This window comes from Bremerella sp. P1 (genome assembly GCF_028748185.1).
Lineage (GTDB): Bacteria > Planctomycetota > Planctomycetia > Pirellulales > Pirellulaceae > Bremerella.
Map to the genome: position 1 here is coordinate 1,773,862 of NZ_CP118164.1, position 22,371 is coordinate 1,796,232.

Consider the following 22,371-nt stretch of genomic DNA (forward strand, 5'->3'; position numbering starts at 1 on the left):
GTGATGACGACTGCTCGTCGAAGGTTCTTGCAAGAGAGCAATCGAAGCCAGCGTGTAGATTTCACATGACTACGAGCCCAAGTCCCTGGCCTACCAAGCTGGCTTGGAGGCATAGTCAATTACGAAAAGACCATCGTATGATAAGTGGACACAAAGAGGCCGTGGTCTGATTGGCATTCCGTTATCGTCTACAGATGTTCGAGATAGATACGGCCACTCAAGTGACTCGATTGAACTTTCCACCACTTTTCATGGCAAACGCTTGATGACGATATTCCGGAATGCGACAGGATCCCTATGACCGGCAAGCCCCAAATGCCCTTCTCGGCGGTCCTTACCTGGGTGCTCCTTGTCGTTCATAAACTCCTTTACCTGTGAGAGATCGCCATCAAGGATCACCGTGCCGTTGAGCTCTACTTTAATGCGTGATCCCGTGACAGTAATTTCCTGAAAGTTCCACTGCCCCACCGGACGTAGGAAGCCTGTCTTGGCAGCGATCATGCCATAGGCCGAGCCATGAACTTGCCGTGCGTCAATCTCGGCGTACTTGGGATGTTGATTGTCAAGAATCTGGATCTCACACATTCCCGCGGACGAAGGAAGGCCCGAACCGGGATAGCGAATTGCAACTCCGTTGTTACCGCCTGGAGGAAGCTTGAATTCCATCCGAACGACGAAGTTCCCAAACACTTCACGGCTGTAAAGTGTTCCCGACTTACCTGGCTTGCAGCGCAACGTACCATCAAGAACTACGTACTCGTCGACGGCGCCCGACCAGCCAGCTAAATCCTTGCCATTGAAGAGCGGTGTGAATTGATCGCTATCGCTCGCCAAGTCACCCGCATTTACGACTATTGGGAATTGCCAAGGCGCGCCTAACACAGCCATCCATACTACGAATCTGAAGAATTGCGGGGCTTTCAATGTATTGTCCTATATGCACGACTCGTTACGAAAAATCATCGTGGTAGAGTTAGCTGCCAGTTCATATCAATAGTGACATGGGTTGAGCAAAGCTCATTTAACGAATCTCCACACCTGAAGGAAATGTGTCACAATTTCACCGATTTAGAACTTATTGAATCGAACTGCGACACTTCTGCTCGCGTTTGGGAGATTACTCAATAGGTAGTTTTTTATTGGCCTTTGGCAAGGACCACGCCCGGCCTTCCAACGACTTGTGGTGAGATTCGACTCACATGACGTTACTTTGGGTACGCCTGCGAAAGGAAGTGCGTTCAGGCTAATTGTAAGACCGCTCTTCTCTATCATCGCGCATGACTTTTTCACCATTCTGATCGGCATTTTTTAACCCGCATGACTCTTTCCTCAGACATGGCAGTTTCCGATTCCTCAGACATGGCAATTTCCGAAAACACGATTGACCGACATCAATATCACGCGATTCCATACGGCGCCTCGCTCGCAATATGCGTGGCTTTACTCCTGACATACGGTCAGACGCCTGCGTTTGGTCAAAACAGCGAAACCTCCCCTATTAAACGGTTTTTTGAAGCGAACTGCTTCGACTGCCACTCCGGCTCATCTACCGAAGGAGGCCTTGACCTGGAAGTCCTATCTCTCGATCTGGGACGTCCTGAAGTGTTCGAACTATGGACGAAGATCCACGACCGGGTGGAGTCTGGTGATATGCCACCAAGAGATTTCGACCAACCCAATGCCGCCGCTAGGGAGTCGTTCTTAGAAATGGTGAATTCGGGAATCTCCTCTTTCCAAGCAAACATTTATTACAAATATGGGCGTGTTCGTGGACGTCGCTTGAACCGCAAGCAAGTCGAAAGCTCCCTGCATGACTTGTTGGGCATAGATATTCCGCTAGTTCCCTACTTGCTAGTGGACGGGGAGTCGAAAGGGTTTTCAACGGTCGTCGATGGACAGGAGATGTCAGATTTTCATTTGAGTGCTCATTTGAAAACATTGAATATTGCCTTAGACGAAGCCTTTCGACGGGCATTAACCTCGGAAGAGAAGATCGGAATTCTTCTTGGGCCTGAGGAGATCGGTGCTAGAGGTGGAACGTTTAATGAACCAACCATGTGGGAAGGAAAAGCCGTTGCTTGGTCGGCCCCGCTAAATATGCGCCTTTATGGAGTGATCCCTGCGACCCGTGTTTCATCCGCCGGCTGGTACGAATGTACGGTACGCGTTTCAACAATCAATCCGCCGGAGTCCGGTGGAGTATGGACGGCGATTCGAAGTAGTGCGGGAGGCATCGATCAAACCTATCGCAATTATGCACTTGTAGAAGCCGAGCCAAAGAGCAAGACGGTCCGATTTACAGCTTGGATCCCTGAAGGGCACAAGCTGGTAATTCGCCCATGTGATCGAAGCATTCGACAAGAGCGCATAACTGGCGCTAAAAAGCTAATCTATCCGGATCAAGTTGGTAAGCTTGGCCTCGCAGGTGTCTCGATTGAATCGATAACTATGCGTAAAGTTTACATCCGTGATGACAAGCAAGTTCGCAAGAATCTATTCGGCGATCTGCCAATTCGTATTACCAGAGGCAGTGATAGACCTTTTCGGGTCATCAGTACTTCGCCCGAAAGGGACGCGCATCGGTTGATTTCAGAATTCGCCCGCCATGCTCATCGGAGGCCACTTACCGATGAAGAAATAGCACCATTCGTAGCTGAGGTCGATGCATCCTTTGAAAAAGGTGAAGACTTAGTGACAGCACTGCGTCGCGGCTACTTGGCCATATTGAGTTCACCACGATTCTTGTACTTCGTGGAAACTCCCGGTCAGCTCGATGACTATGAATTAGCAACACGACTAAGCTACTTCCTGACCAATAGTACTCCTGACGAAACCCTGCTTCGCTTGGCGGAATCCGGCCAACTGCGAGATATCAACGTACTGAGGATGCAGATCCAGCGTCTTCTCGAGGAAGACGGTCTGAACGGTTTCGTCAATAATTTTGCTGCCGAATGGCTTGATCTGGATCAGTTCAATTTTACCACGCCTGACCTCGCAGACTTTCCTACCTATGATCCGATTGTCGAACAGTCTTTGCTCTCAGAGACAGAATCCTTTCTTGTGAAGTTGTTTCGCGATAACCTGAGCGTTACGAACTTGGTAGATTCCGAATTCGCCATGGTGAATAGCCGCTTGGCAAAATACTACAACATCGAAAATGTAAGCGGCGATGAAATTAGACCCGTAGAGCTGCCTCCTAACTCTCCTCGAGGTGGCCTATTGACTCAGGGAGCCATCTTGAAGGTAACGAGTGACGGTAAAACAACCTCACCTGTTATACGTGGAGTCTGGATTTCTGAACGACTAATGGGCGTTCATATACCACCCCCATCGGCGGCTGTTCCCGCGATTGAACCCGATACCCGTGGTGCAACAACCATTCGTGAGCAACTAATTAAGCATCGCTCAGACAGCGCCTGCGCGGCGTGTCATAGTAAGATTGATCCACCAGGATTCGTATTGGAAAGCTTCGATGCGGCTGGCGGGTTTCGTACCCACTACAAGATCGGTCGTGGATCTCGGAAAAAACAAGGACAGCTCGTTCAAACCGCTTATTACCTCCCAGGCGGAAAGAGATTTAAGGACATAAACGACTTCAAACGGATACTTGCAGAAGAGCCAGAAATGCTGGCACGTAATCTCATCGAAAAACTGCTTGTATACGGAACAGGAAACCCGATTGAGTTTGCTGATCGCCCTGTGATCGACGACCTCGTCGAGCGTTCGAAATCAGTCGATTACGGAATCTATTCCATACTCGAGCTTGTCATTGCAAGCCCTCTATTTCTCCATAAATAGCCCAATCTTTCCCTTGCCTATTCCTGCCATTGCTCCATTTGAAAAAGGCGAAACCATGCCACCTCGCAAAGTCTACTTCAACTTTCGTCGAAAACTCGATCGCCGCACGCTCTTGCGTGGGGCTGGAGTGGCCATGGCCCTGCCGTGGCTTAGTGCGATGGAGAACACGTTTGGTGCAAGTCAGTCGACAAATGTGCCAAGGCGTTTTGTTGCCTTCTCTCAGCCTTATAGTTTTCTCCCTGGCAACTTTTTCCCAGAGGGCGAAGGGGTCAACTATACCCCCTCGCGGTACCTGCAGGAGATGAGAGAAATCCGCGATGAATTCACGGTTATATCAGGCTGTTATCATCCCGGCGTATTCGGCGGCCATTTCTCGGAAGCCAGTTTGCTTTCTGCAGCGCCTTTCCAAGTCAATGGTGTGACGCGCAAAACGATTTCTATCGACCAGCTACTAGCGTCGCAACTTGGAAGTGCGACCAGGCTTCAATCGCTAGTCTTGTCATGCAATGGGACGCAGAGTTCCTCGGTTACGTCAAACGGCGCCATGGTTCCTGCTGAATCCTCAGCCTCCAAGATTTTCCACGAACTATTCGTAGACGATACACCAGCCGAACGTAGTCGCAAGTTGCAACAACTCCAGCATCAGAAAAGTGTGCTGGATCGCGTCTCTGAAGATGCCAAATCCTTGGCTCGCAAACTAGGAGCTGGCGATCGTAATCAACTGGAAGCCTATTTCTACAGCGTCCGAGAATTGGAAAAACGTATCCATAACATGGAAACGTGGGTAGATGCATCGAAACCCAAAGTCACCATGGCCGCACCAAGTAAAACTCCTGGAGAACTTGAACAGTTCCGCACTATGTGCGACCTGATGCGTCTAGCCCTAGAAACCGACTCAACGCGTTTTGCGGTCTTGAGTATTGGATTTGGAAAAGGAGTCCCAGATTTCCCAGGGATAAGTGAGAGGTACCACAATTTGACGCATCATGGAAAAAATGCAGAGAACCTGAAGCAATTGGCTCTTATCGAAACAGAAATTATTCGTACCTTCACTCAGTTTGTATCTTCATTGAAAAAGACGCAGGGCAGTCATGGTCCCTTACTCGATTCGACGTCCACGCTTCTACTTAGCAACCTCGGCAACGCCGCGTCGCACAGCGTCCGCGACCTACCTGTACTATTAGCCGGCGGTGGTTTCAAGCACGGGCAGCACATCAAACAAAACAACTATCCGCTAGCCAATCTGTTCTTGTCGATTGCTCAACGAACGGGCCTCGAGATTGATTCTTTTGGTTCAAGCACCGGCACCATGCAAGGGCTCGAACCAGTCTAGATTCCAAGATGGAAGATAGACTGCCACAGAACATCCAAGTTTAATTTGTTCATATTTTTCTCCTCATTTACAAACTGGAGTTAGCCATGAGACGACTGAAGGATTCAGGTTTTACCCTCGTCGAACTGTTAGTTGTGATCGCGATCATTGGTGTGCTGATCGCATTGCTACTGCCTGCCGTACAGCAAGCACGCGAAGCGGCTCGCCGAATGCAGTGCACCAATAATGAAAAACAGCTTGGCCTAGCATTACATAACTTCCACGACACCTTCGGCGAGTTTCCTGCTTGCTACGGGTTCAACGATCATGCCAACTCCGGTAGCTGGAAGAAGGCGTGGGGCTGGGGTGCTCGGCTTCTTGCTTTCTTGGAACAACAGAATTTGCACGATACCTTGGGTATCTCGACCCGAGAGTTTGAACAAGCCATGTCTGGTGGAGATTCTTCCAGTTGGCCAGTGGACCAGGTAGCAGCAATGCGAACTCCGATCGAAGGCTTTATTTGCCCTAGCGATCCCGCGCCCGACGTCATCAATACTACGGCCGACTTCCTACACTCAAACGGCCCTGACGATAAAAAGCCAGCTATCAGCAATTACGTCAGTGTCATGGGGTACTACTACGCAAACTGGTACGGTGGAAACAGTGTGCCAGATGTCCATGGTTTTGGAAATCCACAGCGAGGCATTCGCATGGCCGACATCATCGACGGTACCAGTAATACATTTGCGGTTGGCGAACGCGACTATCCTCACCAAGCTGGCTACTGGGTGGGTGTTGGATCAACCAATAGTGAAGAAGCCTGGTCAGCTCCGAAAGTTGTGGGCCGAACGGTCGGATTGAAGTTGAATCACCCGATTAATTCTGGGCGATATTACTTGGCATTCGCAAGTCAGCATCCTGGTGGTGCCAACTTCCTGTATGCCGACGGAAGCGTCCACTTCATTCCAGAAACAATCGATTCTCGTGAAGGCTACGAGCTGAATGGAAGTGCGGCCTATTGGGGAACGTCTTACGATCAGCTCGACAAGTCGAGCGTCGGTATCTATCAAAAACTGGGCATGCGTGACGACGGCCAAACCCTGGGGCAGCAATAGCGTTGCCATTTCCACACACACTTTTCTGATTGTAAGAGATATCACATCATGAACATCTTACGATTTTTCCATTTGTTCGAGGGATTCACCATAACCGCGATCGTCGTTTTCAGTGGCGTTGGGTGCAGCAACGGTGGTCTTTCCACATTAACCGGAACGGTAACCATCGATGGCAAGCCGGCTCCCCAAGGCGTATCGCTTCAATTCTCGCCTACTGGCGAAGGCGCATCGCCTTCGTTTGCTTCGACCGATGCCAGCGGCAAGTACGAAGCGGCCTTTACCGCAAATCGAAAAGGAATCATGCCAGGCGAGCATCTCGTCAAGCTAATCCCCAGTTCGATTGATCTGCCAATGCCGAAACTCGGCCTAAATGGTCGCCCGATCGGTCCACCGCCGAAGTCGCCGCTGGAAGACCTACCGAACGAATACTATCGCCAGATCGAGACCATCCAAATCGGGCCTGGTAGCAATACGTACGACTTTGATTTGGAGTCGGAGTAGGCCGATCAAGAGTTCGAACATGTCGCGTCGTTGGTACATTTCTTCATCGAACGCAATGAACCGGGCGTCTCCGTCTTCGATTCATTTGCTCGGAATGATCGGCAAGATGCCGGTCTCGACCAGGTACTCTTCGATCCGCTCGGCTCGGTACCTTTTGTCGCCAGCCAGAAAAATAGGCTTGATGATTCAATCCGATTCATCGCCCGCACTTCGTATGTTTCCAGAAGCTCGTGCAAGCAACTGTACTCGCGGGCTTGGCATGGCGAAAGAACCGCATGTAGCGGACGCCCGAGAGAGTCGCCTAGCAAGTGTACTTTGGTGCTAAAACCGCCACGACTACGGTCTAAGCCTTTAAAACTAGTCATGTCATCTGCCCCCTTTCATGGCTCCGGCGGCACACATGGGGGCTCGTACCTTCATTCCATCGCCGTACCACAATTGGTCGTCAATCGCACCAGTATCCACGTGGGCGGCCCGCAGTAGATCAAGGTTTTCGTCGAGCGTACTGTCTTGATTCCAGGCCGTGAACAAGTCGTAGAGCGTGCCCCACTTGCAAAACTCCTCCGGCAAGTCGCGCTAGGGAGCCACGGTCATGATGATCCACAGAATGCCATCGACGATCATCCGTTGATTAACTCGCGAGATCGGCCAGTGCGAGCAGGGGCGGAAAGATGCCAGCAATTAATTCCCATTGATCATCGGAAAGACGATGGAGTGCCATGAGAGACCTCCGTGCGCTGAAAAGAAGAAGTGCCTTTCAACGATTGGGATTCACGAAATGAAAGTCAAATTACCGTTTTCTGACACAGCATAAATATTGTCGAAACTGCAACAAAGCTTAATCTCCAGTAACACGGCTCGCATCGAAAGCGAGCTGCGTTAGCACATTTGCTTCAAAGGCGGGAACGAAATGATCTCTGACTCTTGTCTCCGAGAGTGTCTCGATATGATCTCTTTCAATGCTAACGCTCGTAAACTATTTGATGTCTTGCCTGGGGTCAGCTTCTTTATTAAAGATCAAAATGGTCGGCTAATTTACTGCAATTCCGAGCATCGCCATGGACTATTTCGCTATGGTGATCCGTCAGAGATTTATGGGAGAGGAAACTATGATTTCTTTCCTCCAACACTCGCGTCGACATTCTCTGCAGATGATCGGGATGTGCTCAACACAGGCAGAGCAATCTGGGAACGTGTCGAGCTCAATATCACCAAAACTGGAGTACTTGCTTGGTTTTGCACGTCCAAAATTGCGGCGAAAGATCACAACGGCAATGTGATTGGGATCATCGGTGTCTGTCGAAAACTCGACAAAGCCGATAAGAGATTAGAAGACTTCGATCTTCTGCTGCCTGCTATTGAATATATCGAGAAGCATCAGACAGAGCCAATTCAGGTCAGTTCTCTTGCCAAATGCTGTGGAATGGCATTGACGACGTTTCGCCGCGAATTCAAATTGCTCTTCCGAATAACACCTGTCAAATTCCTGACACGCCTTCGCCTGCACCATGCATGTACAATGCTGAACTCTCGAACTCGTTCGGTTGGGGAGATAGCTCTGTGCTGTGGGTTCAACGACCAAAACTACTTCACTCGCCAGTTCCGTCAAGTGTTTGGTATGACACCGACGGAATTTCGTGAACATCATGGACGGCATTGAGAACAAATCTACGTTTACAACTTGGCTTTCACGGCCGGCAAAGCCTCGAAGACGATCGCCCCGCTTCATCTTGACCAACTCTTTGGTGCGATTGTGCTAACAGGTTCATTGCTCTGTGCGAGTTAAGCACTACCCATAGCGTTAATCTGATTACATGCTAACACTGGATTTAGCCATACTGATCGGAATCAATAGTTCACTCTCTCGTTGATAGACTTCTCATCATTCTATTCATATTGTGACACTTAACTCTTTGCCGTTACTTTGAATTTCTCTTTGAAGGCTTCCATGATGCTGTTACTTGTACGATTAGGTATATTCATCTGCTGCGTGCAATACTTTACGCTGGGCATTGAACGAGTTGCTTACTCCGAAGACACCATTGAGAATGAGTTTGCCACCTTGAAGAGAAGCGAAGACACTCTCATATTCAAACCCAAGAACGATGACCGTTTGTGTTCTGCTGCTATCAAGCTACCTGGTCGCCTGCATGACGCAGAAGTCAATATTACAACTAACGAGGCCTGGGGAAGCGGCAAGCACTGGAAGATACGTCATGGAAACCAACTATCAGTTGTGACTCTGTTCGATGAGTGCCCTTTCGTCTTTGTGGAAACCAATATTTCCAATGCAGACGAGACTGTCACCACCATTGACCAGTTACACACTCTCCGAATTCACCTTGATTTGAATGAGAATGTCGAGGTACTCAATACGCTGGGAACACACGGACTGAGAAGTGCTGCTAAAGAAGCGCACAGCTATGCCTACTGCGCCGTCGTTGAACCCGAAAGTCGCAATGGCTTTATCACTGGATGGCTTACTCAAGACCACGGTGTAGGACTTCTTCATGCCCAAGATGTATCGACAGGAGTTGAGCTAAATGCAACTCTGGATTTTGGGCATATCTCCGTTGGCCCTGGCAAGACTCGCAAAGCTGACACACTTGTCTTGGGATATTTTGAAGACGCCCGTAAAGGCTTGGAAGATTACGCCTCGGCAATAGCACGCAACTATGATATTCAGCTTCCGCCGCAGCCCAATGTTTATTGCACCTGGTACCACAAGACCATCCATGGCAGTGGTAGCTCCACACACGAGATGCTTGCTCAAAATGCTCGTTATGCCAAAGATCAGCTTAAGCCATTCGGACTTGGGGTAATGCAGATCGATGACCAATGGCAGACCGATCACTCAGTTGAGATTCCACACGGAGCACCCAAAGGAGTTCGCCACGGCCCATTTAAGCTCTTCAAGTTGGCACGTTCTGACCACTTTCCAAAAGGGATGGAAGCCATTGCGAGCGAATTGTCAGAACAAGGATTTACGCCAGGGATTTGGTTTACGCCCTTCTCCGGGACCTACGGAAATCCAAACTTTACTGAAGAACTCTTCGTCCGTAGCAAGGAAACCGGCAAGCCTATCGCCGGTGACACGTGGTCGGGCTCATGTATCGACATCACCCATCCTTCGGGTGAGGAGTTTCTCCGACAAAGGTTTCGCCGACTTCACAACTGGGGATATCGCTACTTTAAACTAGATGGTTTACATAGCGGCACACCAAGTCGCAATATTTACCAAACCCGCGAATTCAAAGGAGAGACATTTGTACCAGACGCCCAACTGCACAACCCAGAACTGACCTTTATCGAGGCATATCGCCGTGGGCTAAGTATCGTAAGAGAAGAGGCACCCGATACATTTTTGCTAGGATGTTGTGCCGTACAGAACATGGTGTGCTTCGCTCCAGCATTTGGGAAACTTGATGCGATGAGAGTCGGCCCAGACAACGGCGGAGCGGCAAACGGAAGCTGGGGTTCCGTTCTTAAAGCTCCCAAATTTGCTGGCAACTATTGGTTTCTTCATCGTCGCGTTTGGTACAATGACCCGGACCCATTCTACGTGCGCGAGTCTGCACCATTGTCTCACGTTCAATGCATGGCATCGTTTCTCGCTGTAAGTGGCATGATGAATACGACGAGCATGCAGTATGCCGAACTGCCTGCAGAGCGTTTGGACGTGATAAAGCGAACCCTCCCTTCACACGAGCTGTTTGTCCGTCCGGTCGACGTACTTGAACGCGATACACCTGCCTGGTGGGTTGTCCGAAACGATGAACTCACTATCGTTGGAGCCTTCAATTGGAACCAAAGAGACAAAGTCGTTCTCGAGGAAACGCTCGAGAACATAGGCCTTGATTCTTCGGGCAACTACGAAGTCTACGACTATTGGGCCAACAAGTATTTGGGAACCGTGAGACGCAAGGTTAAGTCAGAACTTCTACCGACTCACTGCCAAGTATTGGCGTTACGCAAGTCGAAGGAATATCCGCAAGTCATCTCGACTTCTCGCCACATTACTCAGGGATTAATGGATCTACAAAGGCAGTCCTGGAATGCCGACACTTTTGAGTTGACAGGGGAGAGTATTGTTGTGGGAGGGGACCCGTACGAGCTACGTATTGTCTGCCCTGAGGGTCTCGACCTATACGCGGCTGAAGCAGGCAACGGTGAAGCAACGGTGGTCAATGCCTCCCAGGATGATCGGCTAGTTCGAGTTACAATTTCGTCTCCATCAACTAGCGAATTGAAATGGACCGTTAAATTCACGAAATAGCTTAGACCATAGAAGAGTCATCTGGCGATGCCTCTTTGCCAATGATTCTTCGGGCGACGATATTTCACTTTCAGGAAGTATCGTCGTTTTTTTGTGCTACGATTGCTACCCGCCGCCAAACTAGCTGGGTGGCACGTTCGACTTCGACTCGCCAAGTGCCCAATGCACTCTCATACCTCACTAAGAGCGAATGCCAGATACGGATGTTGCCCGGGACTTCCCGTCGTAAACACTCATCTATCGCTATTTTACCGAGTGGACGCGGTTGAAGGGGGCAGGTCAGCGCTAGGTGCACAAAACGAGCCGAGCTTGGCTCATTACGACTTGTTCCATTGCGTTGATCATTTTGATTCACGATACGACAGCTAACAGTTACTTCGCGCTTAACCAATGACCTGAATGCGCGGGTAAAACTAGTCTTAATGTCAAATACTCTATGTACTCTTCCGCACCAATGGCTGATAGCTAAGAAAAAGTCGCCCAGCCCCTTGTGGGGCTAGGCTTCGAGGAAAACCAGAACCGCTATTACAGTCCTACTGCGTCCATCTCATCCCAATCAATGAAAAGTGGTTCGCGGACATCAGGTTCTGGATCAAAATTAGCATCCGCAGGATCCGCCAAGGTAAATCCCCGATGGCGAATCTCAGACAGACTTTCGCCCGTTGCCTCAGCCACAGCTTGATCAAATTCATTCGGGTACATCGATTATTGCCCTTTCAGCACAAGGTTAAATCGATCGCCCCACTACGAGGCGATCGTGAATTTAGACACAATCACCTCGCGTTCCTAGCGAAGTAGAAGCCGACTATTCTCTTCGATTCGCAGTCAGCCAATTCCGTTTAAGCCAACAGGCCTCCGCGTCAATTGCTTGCGATCTTTCGAAAAACGGGCCTAGAATGGGACCGTCTACTGGCGTGAGATCCGCCATCCAATTTCCCTCCGTTGTGGGTTCTACATGAGAACCTCGTTCAATCGTGACGTCTCCTAAGGAAGCGAGCGAAATCCGTTCTCCGTAGACGCAGCGGATACCACCCGACACTTCGATCAACAATTCCATGGTAGAAATCCTTACTTTGGTCGCCGCAAGATATTCCGCCGCGGTCGATCGATAAGAAGCTGATCAAGCGATGAATTTACTTCGGCCAACTGATCTGAGATTTGACGCCGGACATCCGCATGATCGCGGAGCGCCTGGGGCTCAACGCCTTGGACGACTTGTTTGGCTCGGTCCACAAGCTCATCCAGTTCTCCATTAGATTGGATATTGAGACGCCGAAATCGCTCGAAGAACTCGTTAAGGTTGGTTACCGCACTATCACGGAAGATTTTTGGCCGCCCATCAGACTCACCGCGCAGACGTTCCGACAGATGGGCCACTAGATCTGAGAGTTCTTGCATGAAGCCGGCTTCAGCTAGCTGAACTGCTTCTTCAAACCGTGCCTGCACGCGGAGGCATTCCTGTTCGTACAGCTCCGGGTCTAGCTGTCGCAGATAGTTGGGGGGCTCAATGTTGGGATGATCCCACGTCATCTGAAAAAGGCCAGCCAAGTGATGCGGATAGTCTTTTTCATCGAAGAGACTGCCGAGTCGTTCCCGGGCCGCGTCTCTCAAAGTTTCGTACTGCATCTCGAGTTGATGCACCGCTTCAGACAGATCCTGTCGATACGCGGCCAAGCGAGTGTTAACCCGTGCCACATCGTCTTCACGGACCAAGCGAACACCGGCTTCTGGATATGCAAGCGATATCCCATGGAAATAGGTTGTCGCTTGACCACGAATCGAAGTAACGGCGCGGAATGATGGATCATTGGTGTCGATCAGCTTTTTTCCAGCGCTCAGAAATTTCCCTTCGGCTCCAAAAGCGCTGGCCGCCTGACTCTTCTGCTCACGGCTTAGCGACTTGCGGGTGCCGAACCAGGAATAGGACAACCGCATCGGCACCATTTTTGTGCGTAGGCGTTGAGACGCTCTCTGATGAGGTAAGGTGGCCGTGTGACTTTCAATCGTGCTTGTACTCATGAATGAACTCCTGCCATAAAAAGTTAAGAGCCTCCCCATCGAAAATGATGAGGAGGCTCTGCAATAAATAAGTTGGGTCCAAAGAATTTCTAATTCAGTTGTGGGTTTGCTGGCCCCCTTCGCTGAGCGGATGTCTCAAAGCGGTAAATACCGTCCTTGCTGGCACTCAGACAGCGACCGCTGGCAAACTCTCTCAATTTCCGAATTGACTCAGCTGACGTTTTTGCCACGGGGACGACGTATTGAGCAGCTTCCGCGAGCGATACTCGCAATAGGCAGGCCAGACGACAAGCCGATTTGATTTCGGCACCGGTCCAATCTTGGTCATCTGGCAAGGTTTGTTCACCATCGATTTGAAACAACTCCTTGTAAAGTTGCCAAATACGATCTTTCTCCTCTCGACTCGGTAAATCGACAAAGAACACTGCATCGAACCGTTCTGATCTTGCAAACTCCGGTGGCAACCGTTCGATCGAATTGCTTGTGCAAACCACGAAACTGTTGGATGAGCGATCATTCATCCAGGTCAGAAATGTCCCGAAAGCCCTTGCCGCTACGCCCGAGTCGCTCTGGCCACTCCCCCCTGCTCCGGCAAGATTTTTTTCAATTTCATCAAGCATAACAATGCATGGCCCTGTGCTATCGATCACCTGCAAAGCCTGACGAATTCTTCGTTCGGTTTCCCCAACGAGACTGCCGAATAAACTACCTACATCTAAGACTAATGTTGGGCGATTCGTTTCCCGACCGAGGCATCGGCAAAACTGGCTCTTTCCCGCTCCAGGCGGCGATAAGAGCAAGACTCCCCGTGGCTGGCGTAGTGGGTCCCCTCGATCCGCCTGCTCCAAGATTCTCTTGGTAAAACGTTTCAGTGCGTCGAGACCTTCAAGCGAACTGAAGTCTTCCTTACCTCGATACAGCGTAAGGCCCGCCGACTTCTTTAGTTCCTGAGCTTTTTGCGTCCAGAGAATCTCAGGTGTTAGCCTTCCTTCCTGCACAATTGACAGGCTAAAGGCGGCTTCAGCTTGATACCGCGTCAGACCGGCCGCGGCATCCAAGATTTCTTCGAATGCTTCCCCCTCGGGCAGTTCTCCTTCCTCGGTAGCAACCTCGCGAGCAATTTCAGCCAGTTGATCACGTTGAGGCAGCGAGTGCTCGATCTGGACGAACATCTTCTCCAGCTCGACTGGAATCTCACAAACCGGGGAAAGGATCACGACGAACGTACGATTTCGCTTCCCGAGTGACATTTGATCTGAAAGAGCCTGAACAACTTCCGCTCCACGAACGAAGAAATGAAAGTTCGACAAGACAACGATGGACGTCCCTCCCGGTACGGCCAGTGATGGGATCGCCTGAATCGCACTAAGTGGATCCGTAGCAGAAATACTGGTATTTCCCTCTGCCGCACTAATCCCTTGGTTGATATTCCATGTCGACAACTTCCAATCTTGCTGTCGACAAAGCTGGCCCATTTCCATCAGGACCTCATCTGGTTCGTGACTTTGAACCCAGATACCTGCGAAACACGCCTCGATGTGCTCCGACAATTGTTCCGTAAGCGACATGACCTGTTTGCTCCTATGTGACAGTAATCGATCAGTTCGATTGTTGCTGTTGGCGAGACGTTGTCGCTTGAGAGTAAAACTCTGGCTTGACGAGAGTTTCGGTACGCTCTCCGATGGCTTCTTCCAGAAAAGCGCTTGCTTCTCGACATGTGCGTCCCACGAATCCAAGTGTTTCGATCTTGGAATCACCTTCAGAAGAGAATGTGATTTCTATTGTTCTCACGCTGTACCTCCTACCTGAATGGACAGTCGGATGCTTCCATCTTGTAACTGGCGTTCCGAAGTTGAGTAGCCTTTTTTTCGAGCTTCCAGCTTCGCTTTTTCGACGCCATACGCCTGGATCAACCGGTTCAGTTCCGCTCGCTCACCCCAGCGGCCTCCGTAGTCGTCAAAATCAACTTTTCCGCTTTCGACATCGAAAACGGCGTCGTAACGCCAGCCGGGAAGTGATACTCGCCATCCTGTAGCAGAACCATCAAAGAACTTAGCAGTGCCATAGGTTGGTTCTGGCAATTGCAGACGCTGGGTGGCAAGTCCCAATGCGGCAACGTCTTTGACTCGGGTTTTAACCTGGACAACATGTGACATATTCTTGCTCCTTAATCTGCCGTTTCTGTTGGCGAATTGGCATTAGGTGAATCGAGTTTCTGGATCTGATTACAAGACGAGGGACCTTGTCTTGGCAGCAACAGTGGTTGGCTCGCGACGACATCATTGAGAAACACTTCGGCGATTTCGGTATCATCACCAGTGCTTTGAGGTCGACTCAGTAAGTACAAACACAAGACAAGCGGCAACGTGCAAACCACGACACTGCTGCACGTCAGCATGGTCGCGGCGATGAGTGAATCATGCTGTCGCTGAGTTGCCAACGCTTTCCGATCCTCCTCCAAGCGATCGCGTTGTTGTCCAATCTCAGTTCGTTCTTGTTGGACTTCCCGATGAAGTGCGACCCATGCTTCGCGAGCATGGGCATCTGCGGTCACCAGATCATTCGAGCCGTTCGCAACTTCCTTTTGAAGCTCGACCATCAGCCGACGTTGCTCCTCCTGACTCAGGTTATGCCGCTCGGCCATTTCGGCCAGTTTTCGATACTCGTCTTCATCGCACCCGCAGAACAGCGATAGAACGAGCAAAGGCAGTAGCCTAGTGACGATGGTGTGTTTCATCGTTCTTCAAACGCTCCACAAGACGGCGAAGAATTTGACGAAGCGCGATAACGAGCCGTCTCTCTCGAATGAGCGCTACGATCGCGAAAAGTAGCGTGATCGATGTCAAAGCAATGACCAAACTGGACATGAATAAAACTCCTTTTCTCCTGGTAAATGGGATCGACTAGAAAACCGAGGGCTAAATCCTCCTCAGTTCTTATGACACGGTTTGGACGTTTTTTTAGCTCTTGGTTGGTTACTGGCGTCTGTTTTGGTCTCCTGCAGAAGTCGTTTCGCAACGCATCGCGCGAGGATGCTAGTGAACTCATGCTGAGCTCGTGCAACTTGCTCAACGAAGGACTTGTCAGCATCAGAATCCGTTTTTGGAGGCATGATTGAATTCCCTGATTGTGGTCGGCGCATAAAAAAGCCCATGACCAATAAGGACATGGGCAGAGGGTAGTCAGAGCGTGTTAGGGCGACTGATGACAGCTAGATCTAGCTGCCAGTATCATAGGGTTGAAATTTGAAGCGAGGATGCAAGTGCCGTCGCATACGCCCCAAATCAGTTGGTGCTTCCGTCACAGGAACGTATGGATCCTTCAGGCCCAAGGTGTCCATCGTATCCTGCAGTGTCAAAGCATTTTGGACCACAGGCTGCGTGATATCCAGTTGGGCGGCGATATCCCTTTGATACATGCCCTTACTACGAAGTTCGACAACCTGTTCACGGCACAACTCACGCTGGACTGGCTCAAAGAGATCCACCTCCAGCGTTTGAGTCATGACCTCTCGAGCCAACGAAAACTCATTCAACCCAGGAAACAATGGACAAAGATTAAGCTCAAACGTTGCTCGAACAACGATCGCTCCACCATCGCAGAGTCGCACCGGATGAGCCTCAATACGCGGAACTAGCGTTCGCATCACACGACTCAATCGGTAAGGACAATCGAGACCTTTTGTGATGGCATCCATAGCGAGTTCACGCACCTTATCGGAAGATGGGAGCTTGGGCACCAAGCTGCGATGTGCGTCAAGTTCTTGCATCTCAAAACTCGCCTCATCCAGTTGCTTCTCGGTTTCCGCGATCTCTTTCATTAAGGCCTCTGAGTGGTTGCCACTCTTCACGAACTTAATCAGGTTGCCCATCTCACGGTTAAGCTTGTCGATCCGCTTTTGGATCTGCTTTTTCTCAGAGTCTCGTGCGTCGGTAAACGCCCGTGACTCTTCAATGACCTGGCTTTGAAGGTTTTCGGTGAAGCCCGGTAGCGCTTCGATGGCTTGAAACACGGCGGCAAGGATCTTCTCGGAAGCCAAATTTCCGTCGAAGGTTGCACCTTGCCAACATTTATATTCCTTAGCGCCTTTACAGACCAAGCGATCAACTTGACCATGACCGCCCCATCGCATCGGGTGCCCACAAACGGCACAAAACACTTGTTGACCAGGAAAGCGAGTTCGCTTTTTGGGAACCATCGCCCTTGGGTCGCGGCCGTCCACCTTCTTTCGCCGATAAGCCGCGTTCTTTTTATCAAGGAACCGAATCAGAGCGTCGTATCGATGAGTTTCGACGAATGCCAAATGAGGGCAATAACGCTCAAGCAGCTCATCCGGAGCTGCCTTGATCGATTTGCGTCGTCCAGTCTTGTTGATACGTTTTGACTTCACGCGATTTCGAACACGAACGCCCTTCAACAGCGGGTTATAAACCAGGTTTCTAAGCGTTGAAACAGTCCAGCGATTCGAGCTGACATACTTCCCGGTTGGAATCTTCTCAGCATTCAACCAATCAACGACTTCAGAATAGCTCACTCCGTTCTCGAGCCGAGAGAAAATCTCCTCGATAATTGGCTCGGCCGCAGGATCTTTAGTGACTTCTTGATCAGAGGCCCCAGGATGCGGTTTGATATATCCATACGGCAAACACTGGACGACCAAGCCCTGCATGTGCCGGCTCCGAAGAGTTCGCCGAATTCGCTTGCCGGTATCTGCATTCGAAATTTCGTGATGCATGGAGGCAAAGCTGATCTTCAGTTTCCAGTCGTCAACGAGCGTATCAATATGGTCGTTGATCGCGATAACTCGCGTATCGTTGTCGATGGCCATTTCCAAAAAGTCATGGACGCGATGACGCCGACAAATTCGCCCAACGTCTTCCACAATCAGAAAATCATACTTGTTCGATTCAATCGCGGTCTCGAGGTCTCGCAATTCCTGACGATCAAGTAGTTCTCCACTTCCCTGACTTTCAATGACGCGGACATTGGTTTGTCCGCTAACATTGCTGTCGGCCCACTGACGGCAAAGCGTTTCCTGATCGCTCAGGCTACGTGGATCTTGGTGCTCCGTACTGATACGTGCCACGATGAGAACCTGATAGACCACCCCATTCTTTGGTGGCAGTCCAGCATTCGAAGTCAACATAAACGACACTCCTAGCGACCGTTGGCCTAAAAGGCCCCTCCGTCGAGAGCGCGAAAATGAGTTTCGTCGATTAGCTATTGAAGAGTTGTCTAGGACTCGCAAGTCTCAAAGAACATATCCTCTGTGAATTCAATGCTTTGCGACAAAACAAGCCCAAGCAGGCTGCTCCTCGCGAAGTCGTTAGGAAATGTCAATCGCCGGTCACCCCGACCTTCTAAAGCCTTGCAGGAAAATGACTTGCGAGGCTTTTCTTTTTGGCCAGGCGGCCGCTTATGACGACGCCGCGACGGCATCTTTGTCGTGGTCTTTCCAGAAGGTGATGTACTTCTGATGATCCCTCTGGTAGCTCGGGCTGAAGACGGCCTGGATCAGTTCTTCTTTTTGCTCGACGAATGCCCCGATGTCTTTCGGTTGATCCGGCGTGAAAATGGGAGCTGGTCGGTCGTAGACGATGGTCGCTCCGTTTTCTCCATCGGCGTGGTACTGCGATAGGCCAACGACGCGATCACTTACGAAAAGTGCTTCATTCAGTTCGTGGGTGACGATGATCACCGTGTAAGGTGGAACGCGATTTTCCTGTCGGGCACGCACATTCTCTTCATACAATTGCAATAACATCAGTTGCAGTTCTTCGCGTGTCGCCTCATCCAATGCCCCAAATGGTTCGTCGAGCAAGAGTACGCTCGGTTGCATGATCAAGGCCTGGGCGATGGCCACACGTTGCCGCATCCCGCCAGACATCTGGGATGGGTATTGGTCCCTTGCCGGCAGCAAGTTGACCTTCTCCAGGAATTCATCCGCTTGCTGCAAATGTTGTTGGCGTAGCTTTCGCCAATTGAGATAGTTAAACCAGCGATAAGGGGTCGAAGTTTGATCCAGCATGAGACCAAACGCTACATTCTGGCGAGCCGTTAAGAATTCGTACAAACTGTAGTGCTGGTAGACGATTCCCACGTCGCGTGTTGGTCGGTCGACCAGCTCGCCACCAACTTCCACACGGCCTTCGGTTGACGGATGCGTTCCGAGGATTGCTCGCAGAAGTGTTGATTTGCCGCAGCCACTGGGCCCAACCAACGCGACAACCTGCCCTGCACCGACGCGAAGGTTGACGTGGTTGAGGACCTTCTTGGGACCATACGAGTGCGAGACGTCGAGGATTTCCAGATTAGCCATGCCAACGATTCAAGAAAGGTGCTCGGTTATCGAATAGGATTCACAGCAATTATCAACTCTGCGAGGCGCTCAAGCCAGTAGTCGAAAGCTTAACCATTTCTCATGTCTACCCCCAGCGAATCTCAGTCCAAGTTTTACTTCGATCCGACCTTGCCTATCGAAGCCGCGCCGACGCCACCGTCGACCTGGTATACCGATCCCAAGTTTTTCGAACTCGAGAAGAAGCATGTGTTCGAAAAGTCGTGGATCGTGGTCGGTCGTACGGATCAGTTGCCTGATCCGGGATGCTACTTTACCGGTGACCTGGTAGGTAATCCTTATGTCGTACTTCGTGACGACGACGGAAATCTTAGGGCGATGCATAACGTTTGTCGACATCACGCGGCCGTCGTGGCCCAAGAGTCGGGACGGGCGTGTGAGCTTGTCTGTCCTTACCATGGCTGGACGTACCACTTAGACGGCAAGCTGAAGAAAGCTCCGCACATGGGGCGTGTCGAGAACTTTGATCGTCAAGAATTCTCGCTCCCACCGATGAGCGTCCGCGAGTGGGGACCATTCATTCTGCTTGATCTGGACGGGCCTCTGGGTGGAGAAAACAATCCGCGGAACCTGGAATCGGACATCGGCAAGATGATCGAACCACTCGAGTGCCTTGGTTTCGAGCACATGAAGTGGATCCACCGAAAAGTCTATACACTGAACTGCAACTGGAAGGCATTTGTCGACAACTCGCTCGATGGAGGCTACCACGTTTCCTACGCGCACGAACAGTTGGCCGAGGGGCTCGACTTCGGCGGCTATCGGACGGAATTGTTCGAACGCGCCTCCATTCAAATCTGCGAGTCGAGCGGCAAGGACCAGCGTCTGGGAGAACAGGTCGCCTATGCGTGGCTCTACCCCAACTTCTTCATCAATCGTTACGGGCGAATGATGGATACCAATTTGGTTATTCCGCTGTCCGTGGATCGATGCCAGGTCGTATTCGATTTTTACGCGGACTATGATGATGTCGACGAGTGGAATGCGAAGCGGACAATTCGCAAGTCGATCGCTCAGAGTCATGCCATTCAGGAAGAAGACATCGAGATCTGTGAGTCGAGTCAACGAGGACTCCAATCGATTTCTTTTGATCGCGGTCGATACTCGTCGAAGCTAGAGCAATCGGTTCACGCGTTTCACAAAATCCTGTGGGGCGATATCCAGGATGATTTAACTCCATGAGCACGTCTCCTCCTTTCTTTACCCAACTGGCTCGGCTGCTTAACTCCGGCCAGACGCGCAGTGTGCTCGTTTGCGGCAACATCTACGATTTGCAATGGGATGGTTCTTCCTACGTTCCCCTCAATCCATTTCTTTTGGAGAAGACGCAAACGTCTGGCCTGCTGCAATTGGTCTACGAGCTGAACGGCCCCGTTCGCATGAACAAGGAAGCCCATAGCAAGCTCCGCGGTGCCTGGGTGGAGTGGAAGACCGGTGTCGATGCCAACACGCTCGCACTAAGAGAACTCCATCAGAAAGGTTCCAGTCTCGAGTTCTACCAGGATGAATTCGATCGGAATCTGCGCGAGTCAACCGGCAATCCTACGCTGGCACTCGAGTTTCTTCGTCAACTGACGATCTGTTCGAGGGCCGCCTTGCGTGAGAACTTGCTGATCATCGTCGAAGCGGCCGACATGCTGCTGCCAGAAGCAGGCAGTCTGGCAGCGCTGAACGACCGTCAACTGCATCGGATCAGCATCGTTCACGACTGGTTCGGAGATCCAGAGTTCATCGATGGATCGGATTCGGTCCTGCTGATGGCCGAGTCGCGTACGCTCGTGCATAGCCGTGTCTCGCGGATGCCATCGGTACTAAGCATCGATGTCCCCGCGCCCACGAAAGAGGAGCGGATCGAATTCATCACGCGCTACATCGACCAGAAGCAGCCGGCACCCAAGCTTTGGTCGACGCCAGAGGCCTTGGGAGAATGCACGGCTGGTTTGTCGCTACAGGTACTGCGGCAGTTATTAGCCGGCGCCGCCTACACCGGCCAACAGCTCACTGCTGACGGCGTCTTCGAGAAGGTAGAAGACTACATCCGAACTCAGTTAGGGGACGATGTCGTTGACTTCAAAAAGCCTGGCCATAGCCTTGACGATGTTATTGGGTTCACCAAGCTAAAAGACTTCTTGCGGCGCGAGTTAATTCCGCGTTTCAAAGCCAAGGGCAACAAGGCACTGCCAGGTGCAGCAGTCGCCGGGGCGATCGGTAGCGGTAAAACGTTTATCTTCGAGGCCGTTGCCGCCGAACTCGACCTTCCAGTGCTGGTCTTGAAAAACATTCGCAGTAAGTGGTTCGGCCAGACGGATGTCATCTTCGAGCGTCTTCGCCGTATGCTGGATGCCCTGGAAAAAGTCGTCATCTTCGTCGATGAAGCAGACACCCAGTTTGGCCGTGTCGACTCCAACGCTCACGATACCGAACGCCGCTTGACCGGCAAGATCCAAGCGATGATGAGCGACCCGCAGTTGCGTGGACGAGTCTTATGGCTACTGATGACGGCCAGAATTCACCTGCTGTCCCCAGACATTCGTCGTCCCGGACGCGTGGGGGATTTGATCATTCCGGTACTAGATCCTCGAGAGGACGATCGTACGGCTTTCGTTCATTGGGTACTCTCCTCAGTCAAGCTGGAAGGTGCCCAGACGCCGCCGGTAGAGAATCTGGCGCGTGAATTGGACGAAGAATTGCTTCCCCCGGACTATTCCGCTGCGGCATTTGCCTCGCTTCGATCGCTGCTACAGGCCCTAGAGCCCAAGAAATGGGAGGAGGTCCAGGCCGCTATCTACGACCAGATCTCCCCAGATATCGGTGCAACCCGGGAGTACCAAACCCTGCAGGCGCTCGTCAATTGCACGCGCCGCTCGCTACTTCCCGAACCAGACGTTACGGATGAAGACCGCTCTGCCTGGGAGCGGCGAATTCGCGAACTTGAGCTGCAAGGCATTCGCTAGTTGGGTCGCGTGCGGCGATCCATTAAATTAAATGGGAG

Annotated in this window: 18 protein-coding genes; 8 read left to right on the forward strand and 10 right to left on the reverse strand. The window is 51.1% G+C overall.

Annotated features, from left to right (window positions below):
- Positions 1 to 249: 249 nt before the first annotated feature.
- Positions 250 to 834: a 3-keto-disaccharide hydrolase gene (locus tag PSR63_RS07340; RefSeq protein WP_274332030.1), complete on the reverse strand. Its 585-nt coding sequence runs from the start codon at positions 832 to 834 to the stop codon at positions 250 to 252.
- A gap of 525 nt (positions 835 to 1,359) precedes the next feature.
- Here PSR63_RS07340 and PSR63_RS07345 point away from each other — a divergent pair.
- The 4 genes from PSR63_RS07345 (at position 1,360) to PSR63_RS07360 (ending at position 6,726) form a co-directional block, all read left to right on the forward strand.
- The gene (locus PSR63_RS07345; protein WP_274332031.1) at positions 1,360 to 3,798 is read left to right on the forward strand and encodes a DUF1592 domain-containing protein; all 2,439 of its coding nucleotides are present in this window, start codon (positions 1,360 to 1,362) and stop codon (positions 3,796 to 3,798) included.
- A complete protein-coding gene (locus PSR63_RS07350) occupies positions 3,770 to 5,131 on the forward strand; it encodes a DUF1552 domain-containing protein (RefSeq protein WP_274332033.1) in 1,362 nt (453 codons plus the stop codon). Before PSR63_RS07345 ends, PSR63_RS07350 begins: the two co-directional genes overlap by 29 nt.
- 86 nt (positions 5,132 to 5,217) lie before the next feature.
- Positions 5,218 to 6,225: a DUF1559 domain-containing protein gene (locus PSR63_RS07355; protein ID WP_274332035.1), complete on the forward strand. Its 1,008-nt coding sequence runs from the start codon at positions 5,218 to 5,220 to the stop codon at positions 6,223 to 6,225.
- Between the two features lie 48 nt (positions 6,226 to 6,273).
- Positions 6,274 to 6,726, forward strand: a complete 453-nt coding sequence (locus PSR63_RS07360; protein WP_274332037.1) for a hypothetical protein — start codon at positions 6,274 to 6,276, stop codon at positions 6,724 to 6,726.
- A 366-nt stretch (positions 6,727 to 7,092) separates the two neighbouring features.
- Here PSR63_RS07360 and PSR63_RS07365 read toward each other — a convergent pair whose 3' ends face one another.
- Positions 7,093 to 7,296 carry a hypothetical protein gene (locus PSR63_RS07365; protein ID WP_274332039.1) on the reverse strand — a complete coding sequence of 68 codons (204 nt, stop codon included), beginning with the start codon at positions 7,294 to 7,296 and terminating at the stop codon, positions 7,093 to 7,095.
- A 376-nt stretch (positions 7,297 to 7,672) separates the two neighbouring features.
- Between PSR63_RS07365 and PSR63_RS07370 the strand changes: the two genes are divergently transcribed.
- Both PSR63_RS07370 and PSR63_RS07375 read left to right on the forward strand, forming a co-directional pair.
- Positions 7,673 to 8,386 carry an AraC family transcriptional regulator gene (locus PSR63_RS07370; protein ID WP_274332041.1) on the forward strand — a complete coding sequence of 238 codons (714 nt, stop codon included), beginning with the start codon at positions 7,673 to 7,675 and terminating at the stop codon, positions 8,384 to 8,386.
- A gap of 288 nt (positions 8,387 to 8,674) precedes the next feature.
- On the forward strand, positions 8,675 to 11,002 hold the full coding sequence (locus PSR63_RS07375) for an alpha-galactosidase (protein ID WP_274332043.1): 2,328 nt from the start codon (positions 8,675 to 8,677) through the stop codon (positions 11,000 to 11,002).
- 525 nt (positions 11,003 to 11,527) lie between these two features.
- On the opposite strand, the gene PSR63_RS07380 is transcribed toward PSR63_RS07375, so the two are convergent.
- The 8 genes from PSR63_RS07380 to PSR63_RS07420 form a co-directional block, all read right to left on the reverse strand.
- Complete coding sequence (locus PSR63_RS07380) at positions 11,528 to 11,704, reverse strand: hypothetical protein (RefSeq protein ID WP_274332044.1); 177 nt, start codon at positions 11,702 to 11,704, stop codon at positions 11,528 to 11,530.
- 366 nt (positions 11,705 to 12,070) lie between these two features.
- Positions 12,071 to 13,021 (reverse strand): hypothetical protein, encoded by a 951-nt coding sequence (locus PSR63_RS07390; RefSeq protein WP_274332046.1) that lies wholly within the window; start codon positions 13,019 to 13,021, stop codon positions 12,071 to 12,073.
- An 89-nt stretch (positions 13,022 to 13,110) separates the two neighbouring features.
- A complete protein-coding gene (locus PSR63_RS07395) occupies positions 13,111 to 14,589 on the reverse strand; it encodes an AAA family ATPase (RefSeq protein WP_274332048.1) in 1,479 nt (492 codons plus the stop codon).
- Positions 14,590 to 14,620: 31 nt separating this feature from the next.
- A complete protein-coding gene (locus PSR63_RS07400; protein ID WP_274332050.1) occupies positions 14,621 to 14,812 on the reverse strand; it encodes a DUF2997 domain-containing protein in 192 nt (63 codons plus the stop codon).
- Positions 14,809 to 15,177, reverse strand: coding sequence for a DUF1257 domain-containing protein (locus tag PSR63_RS07405; RefSeq protein ID WP_274332052.1), 369 nt, complete (start codon positions 15,175 to 15,177; stop codon positions 14,809 to 14,811). The genes PSR63_RS07400 and PSR63_RS07405 overlap by 4 nt, the downstream gene beginning before the upstream one ends.
- Before the next feature lie 11 nt (positions 15,178 to 15,188).
- The gene (locus PSR63_RS07410) at positions 15,189 to 15,758 is read right to left on the reverse strand and encodes a hypothetical protein (RefSeq protein ID WP_274332054.1); all 570 of its coding nucleotides are present in this window, start codon (positions 15,756 to 15,758) and stop codon (positions 15,189 to 15,191) included.
- 480 nt (positions 15,759 to 16,238) lie between these two features.
- Positions 16,239 to 18,167, reverse strand: coding sequence for a recombinase family protein (locus PSR63_RS07415; RefSeq protein WP_274332056.1), 1,929 nt, complete (start codon positions 18,165 to 18,167; stop codon positions 16,239 to 16,241).
- 270 nt (positions 18,168 to 18,437) lie between these two features.
- Positions 18,438 to 19,340 (reverse strand): ABC transporter ATP-binding protein, encoded by a 903-nt coding sequence (locus PSR63_RS07420; protein ID WP_274332058.1) that lies wholly within the window; start codon positions 19,338 to 19,340, stop codon positions 18,438 to 18,440.
- A gap of 102 nt (positions 19,341 to 19,442) precedes the next feature.
- Between PSR63_RS07420 and PSR63_RS07425 the strand changes: the two genes are divergently transcribed.
- Both PSR63_RS07425 and PSR63_RS07430 read left to right on the forward strand, forming a co-directional pair.
- Complete coding sequence (locus PSR63_RS07425) at positions 19,443 to 20,561, forward strand: aromatic ring-hydroxylating oxygenase subunit alpha (protein ID WP_274332060.1); 1,119 nt, start codon at positions 19,443 to 19,445, stop codon at positions 20,559 to 20,561.
- Complete coding sequence (locus PSR63_RS07430; protein WP_274332061.1) at positions 20,558 to 22,333, forward strand: AAA family ATPase; 1,776 nt, start codon at positions 20,558 to 20,560, stop codon at positions 22,331 to 22,333. Before PSR63_RS07425 ends, PSR63_RS07430 begins: the two co-directional genes overlap by 4 nt.
- Positions 22,334 to 22,371: the final 38 nt, after the last annotated feature.

Bases quoted from the DNA above. Each gene is read 5' to 3' on its own strand.
- PSR63_RS07345 (WP_274332031.1), top strand. From the start codon at position 1,360: ATGGCAATTTCCGAAAACACGATTGACCGACATCAATATCACGCGATT.
- PSR63_RS07355 (WP_274332035.1), top strand. From the start codon at position 5,218: ATGAGACGACTGAAGGATTCAGGTTTTACCCTCGTCGAACTGTTAGTT.
- PSR63_RS07360 (WP_274332037.1), top strand. From the start codon at position 6,274: ATGAACATCTTACGATTTTTCCATTTGTTCGAGGGATTCACCATAACC.
- PSR63_RS07370 (WP_274332041.1), top strand. From the start codon at position 7,673: ATGATCTCTTTCAATGCTAACGCTCGTAAACTATTTGATGTCTTGCCT.
- PSR63_RS07375 (WP_274332043.1), top strand. From the start codon at position 8,675: ATGATGCTGTTACTTGTACGATTAGGTATATTCATCTGCTGCGTGCAA.
- PSR63_RS07380 (WP_274332044.1), bottom strand. From the start codon at position 11,704: ATGTACCCGAATGAATTTGATCAAGCTGTGGCTGAGGCAACGGGCGAA.
- PSR63_RS07390 (WP_274332046.1), bottom strand. From the start codon at position 13,021: ATGAGTACAAGCACGATTGAAAGTCACACGGCCACCTTACCTCATCAG.
- PSR63_RS07395 (WP_274332048.1), bottom strand. From the start codon at position 14,589: ATGTCGCTTACGGAACAATTGTCGGAGCACATCGAGGCGTGTTTCGCA.
- PSR63_RS07405 (WP_274332052.1), bottom strand. From the start codon at position 15,177: ATGTCACATGTTGTCCAGGTTAAAACCCGAGTCAAAGACGTTGCCGCA.
- PSR63_RS07410 (WP_274332054.1), bottom strand. From the start codon at position 15,758: ATGAAACACACCATCGTCACTAGGCTACTGCCTTTGCTCGTTCTATCG.
- PSR63_RS07415 (WP_274332056.1), bottom strand. From the start codon at position 18,167: ATGTTGACTTCGAATGCTGGACTGCCACCAAAGAATGGGGTGGTCTAT.
- PSR63_RS07420 (WP_274332058.1), bottom strand. From the start codon at position 19,340: ATGGCTAATCTGGAAATCCTCGACGTCTCGCACTCGTATGGTCCCAAG.
- PSR63_RS07425 (WP_274332060.1), top strand. From the start codon at position 19,443: ATGTCTACCCCCAGCGAATCTCAGTCCAAGTTTTACTTCGATCCGACC.
- PSR63_RS07430 (WP_274332061.1), top strand. From the start codon at position 20,558: ATGAGCACGTCTCCTCCTTTCTTTACCCAACTGGCTCGGCTGCTTAAC.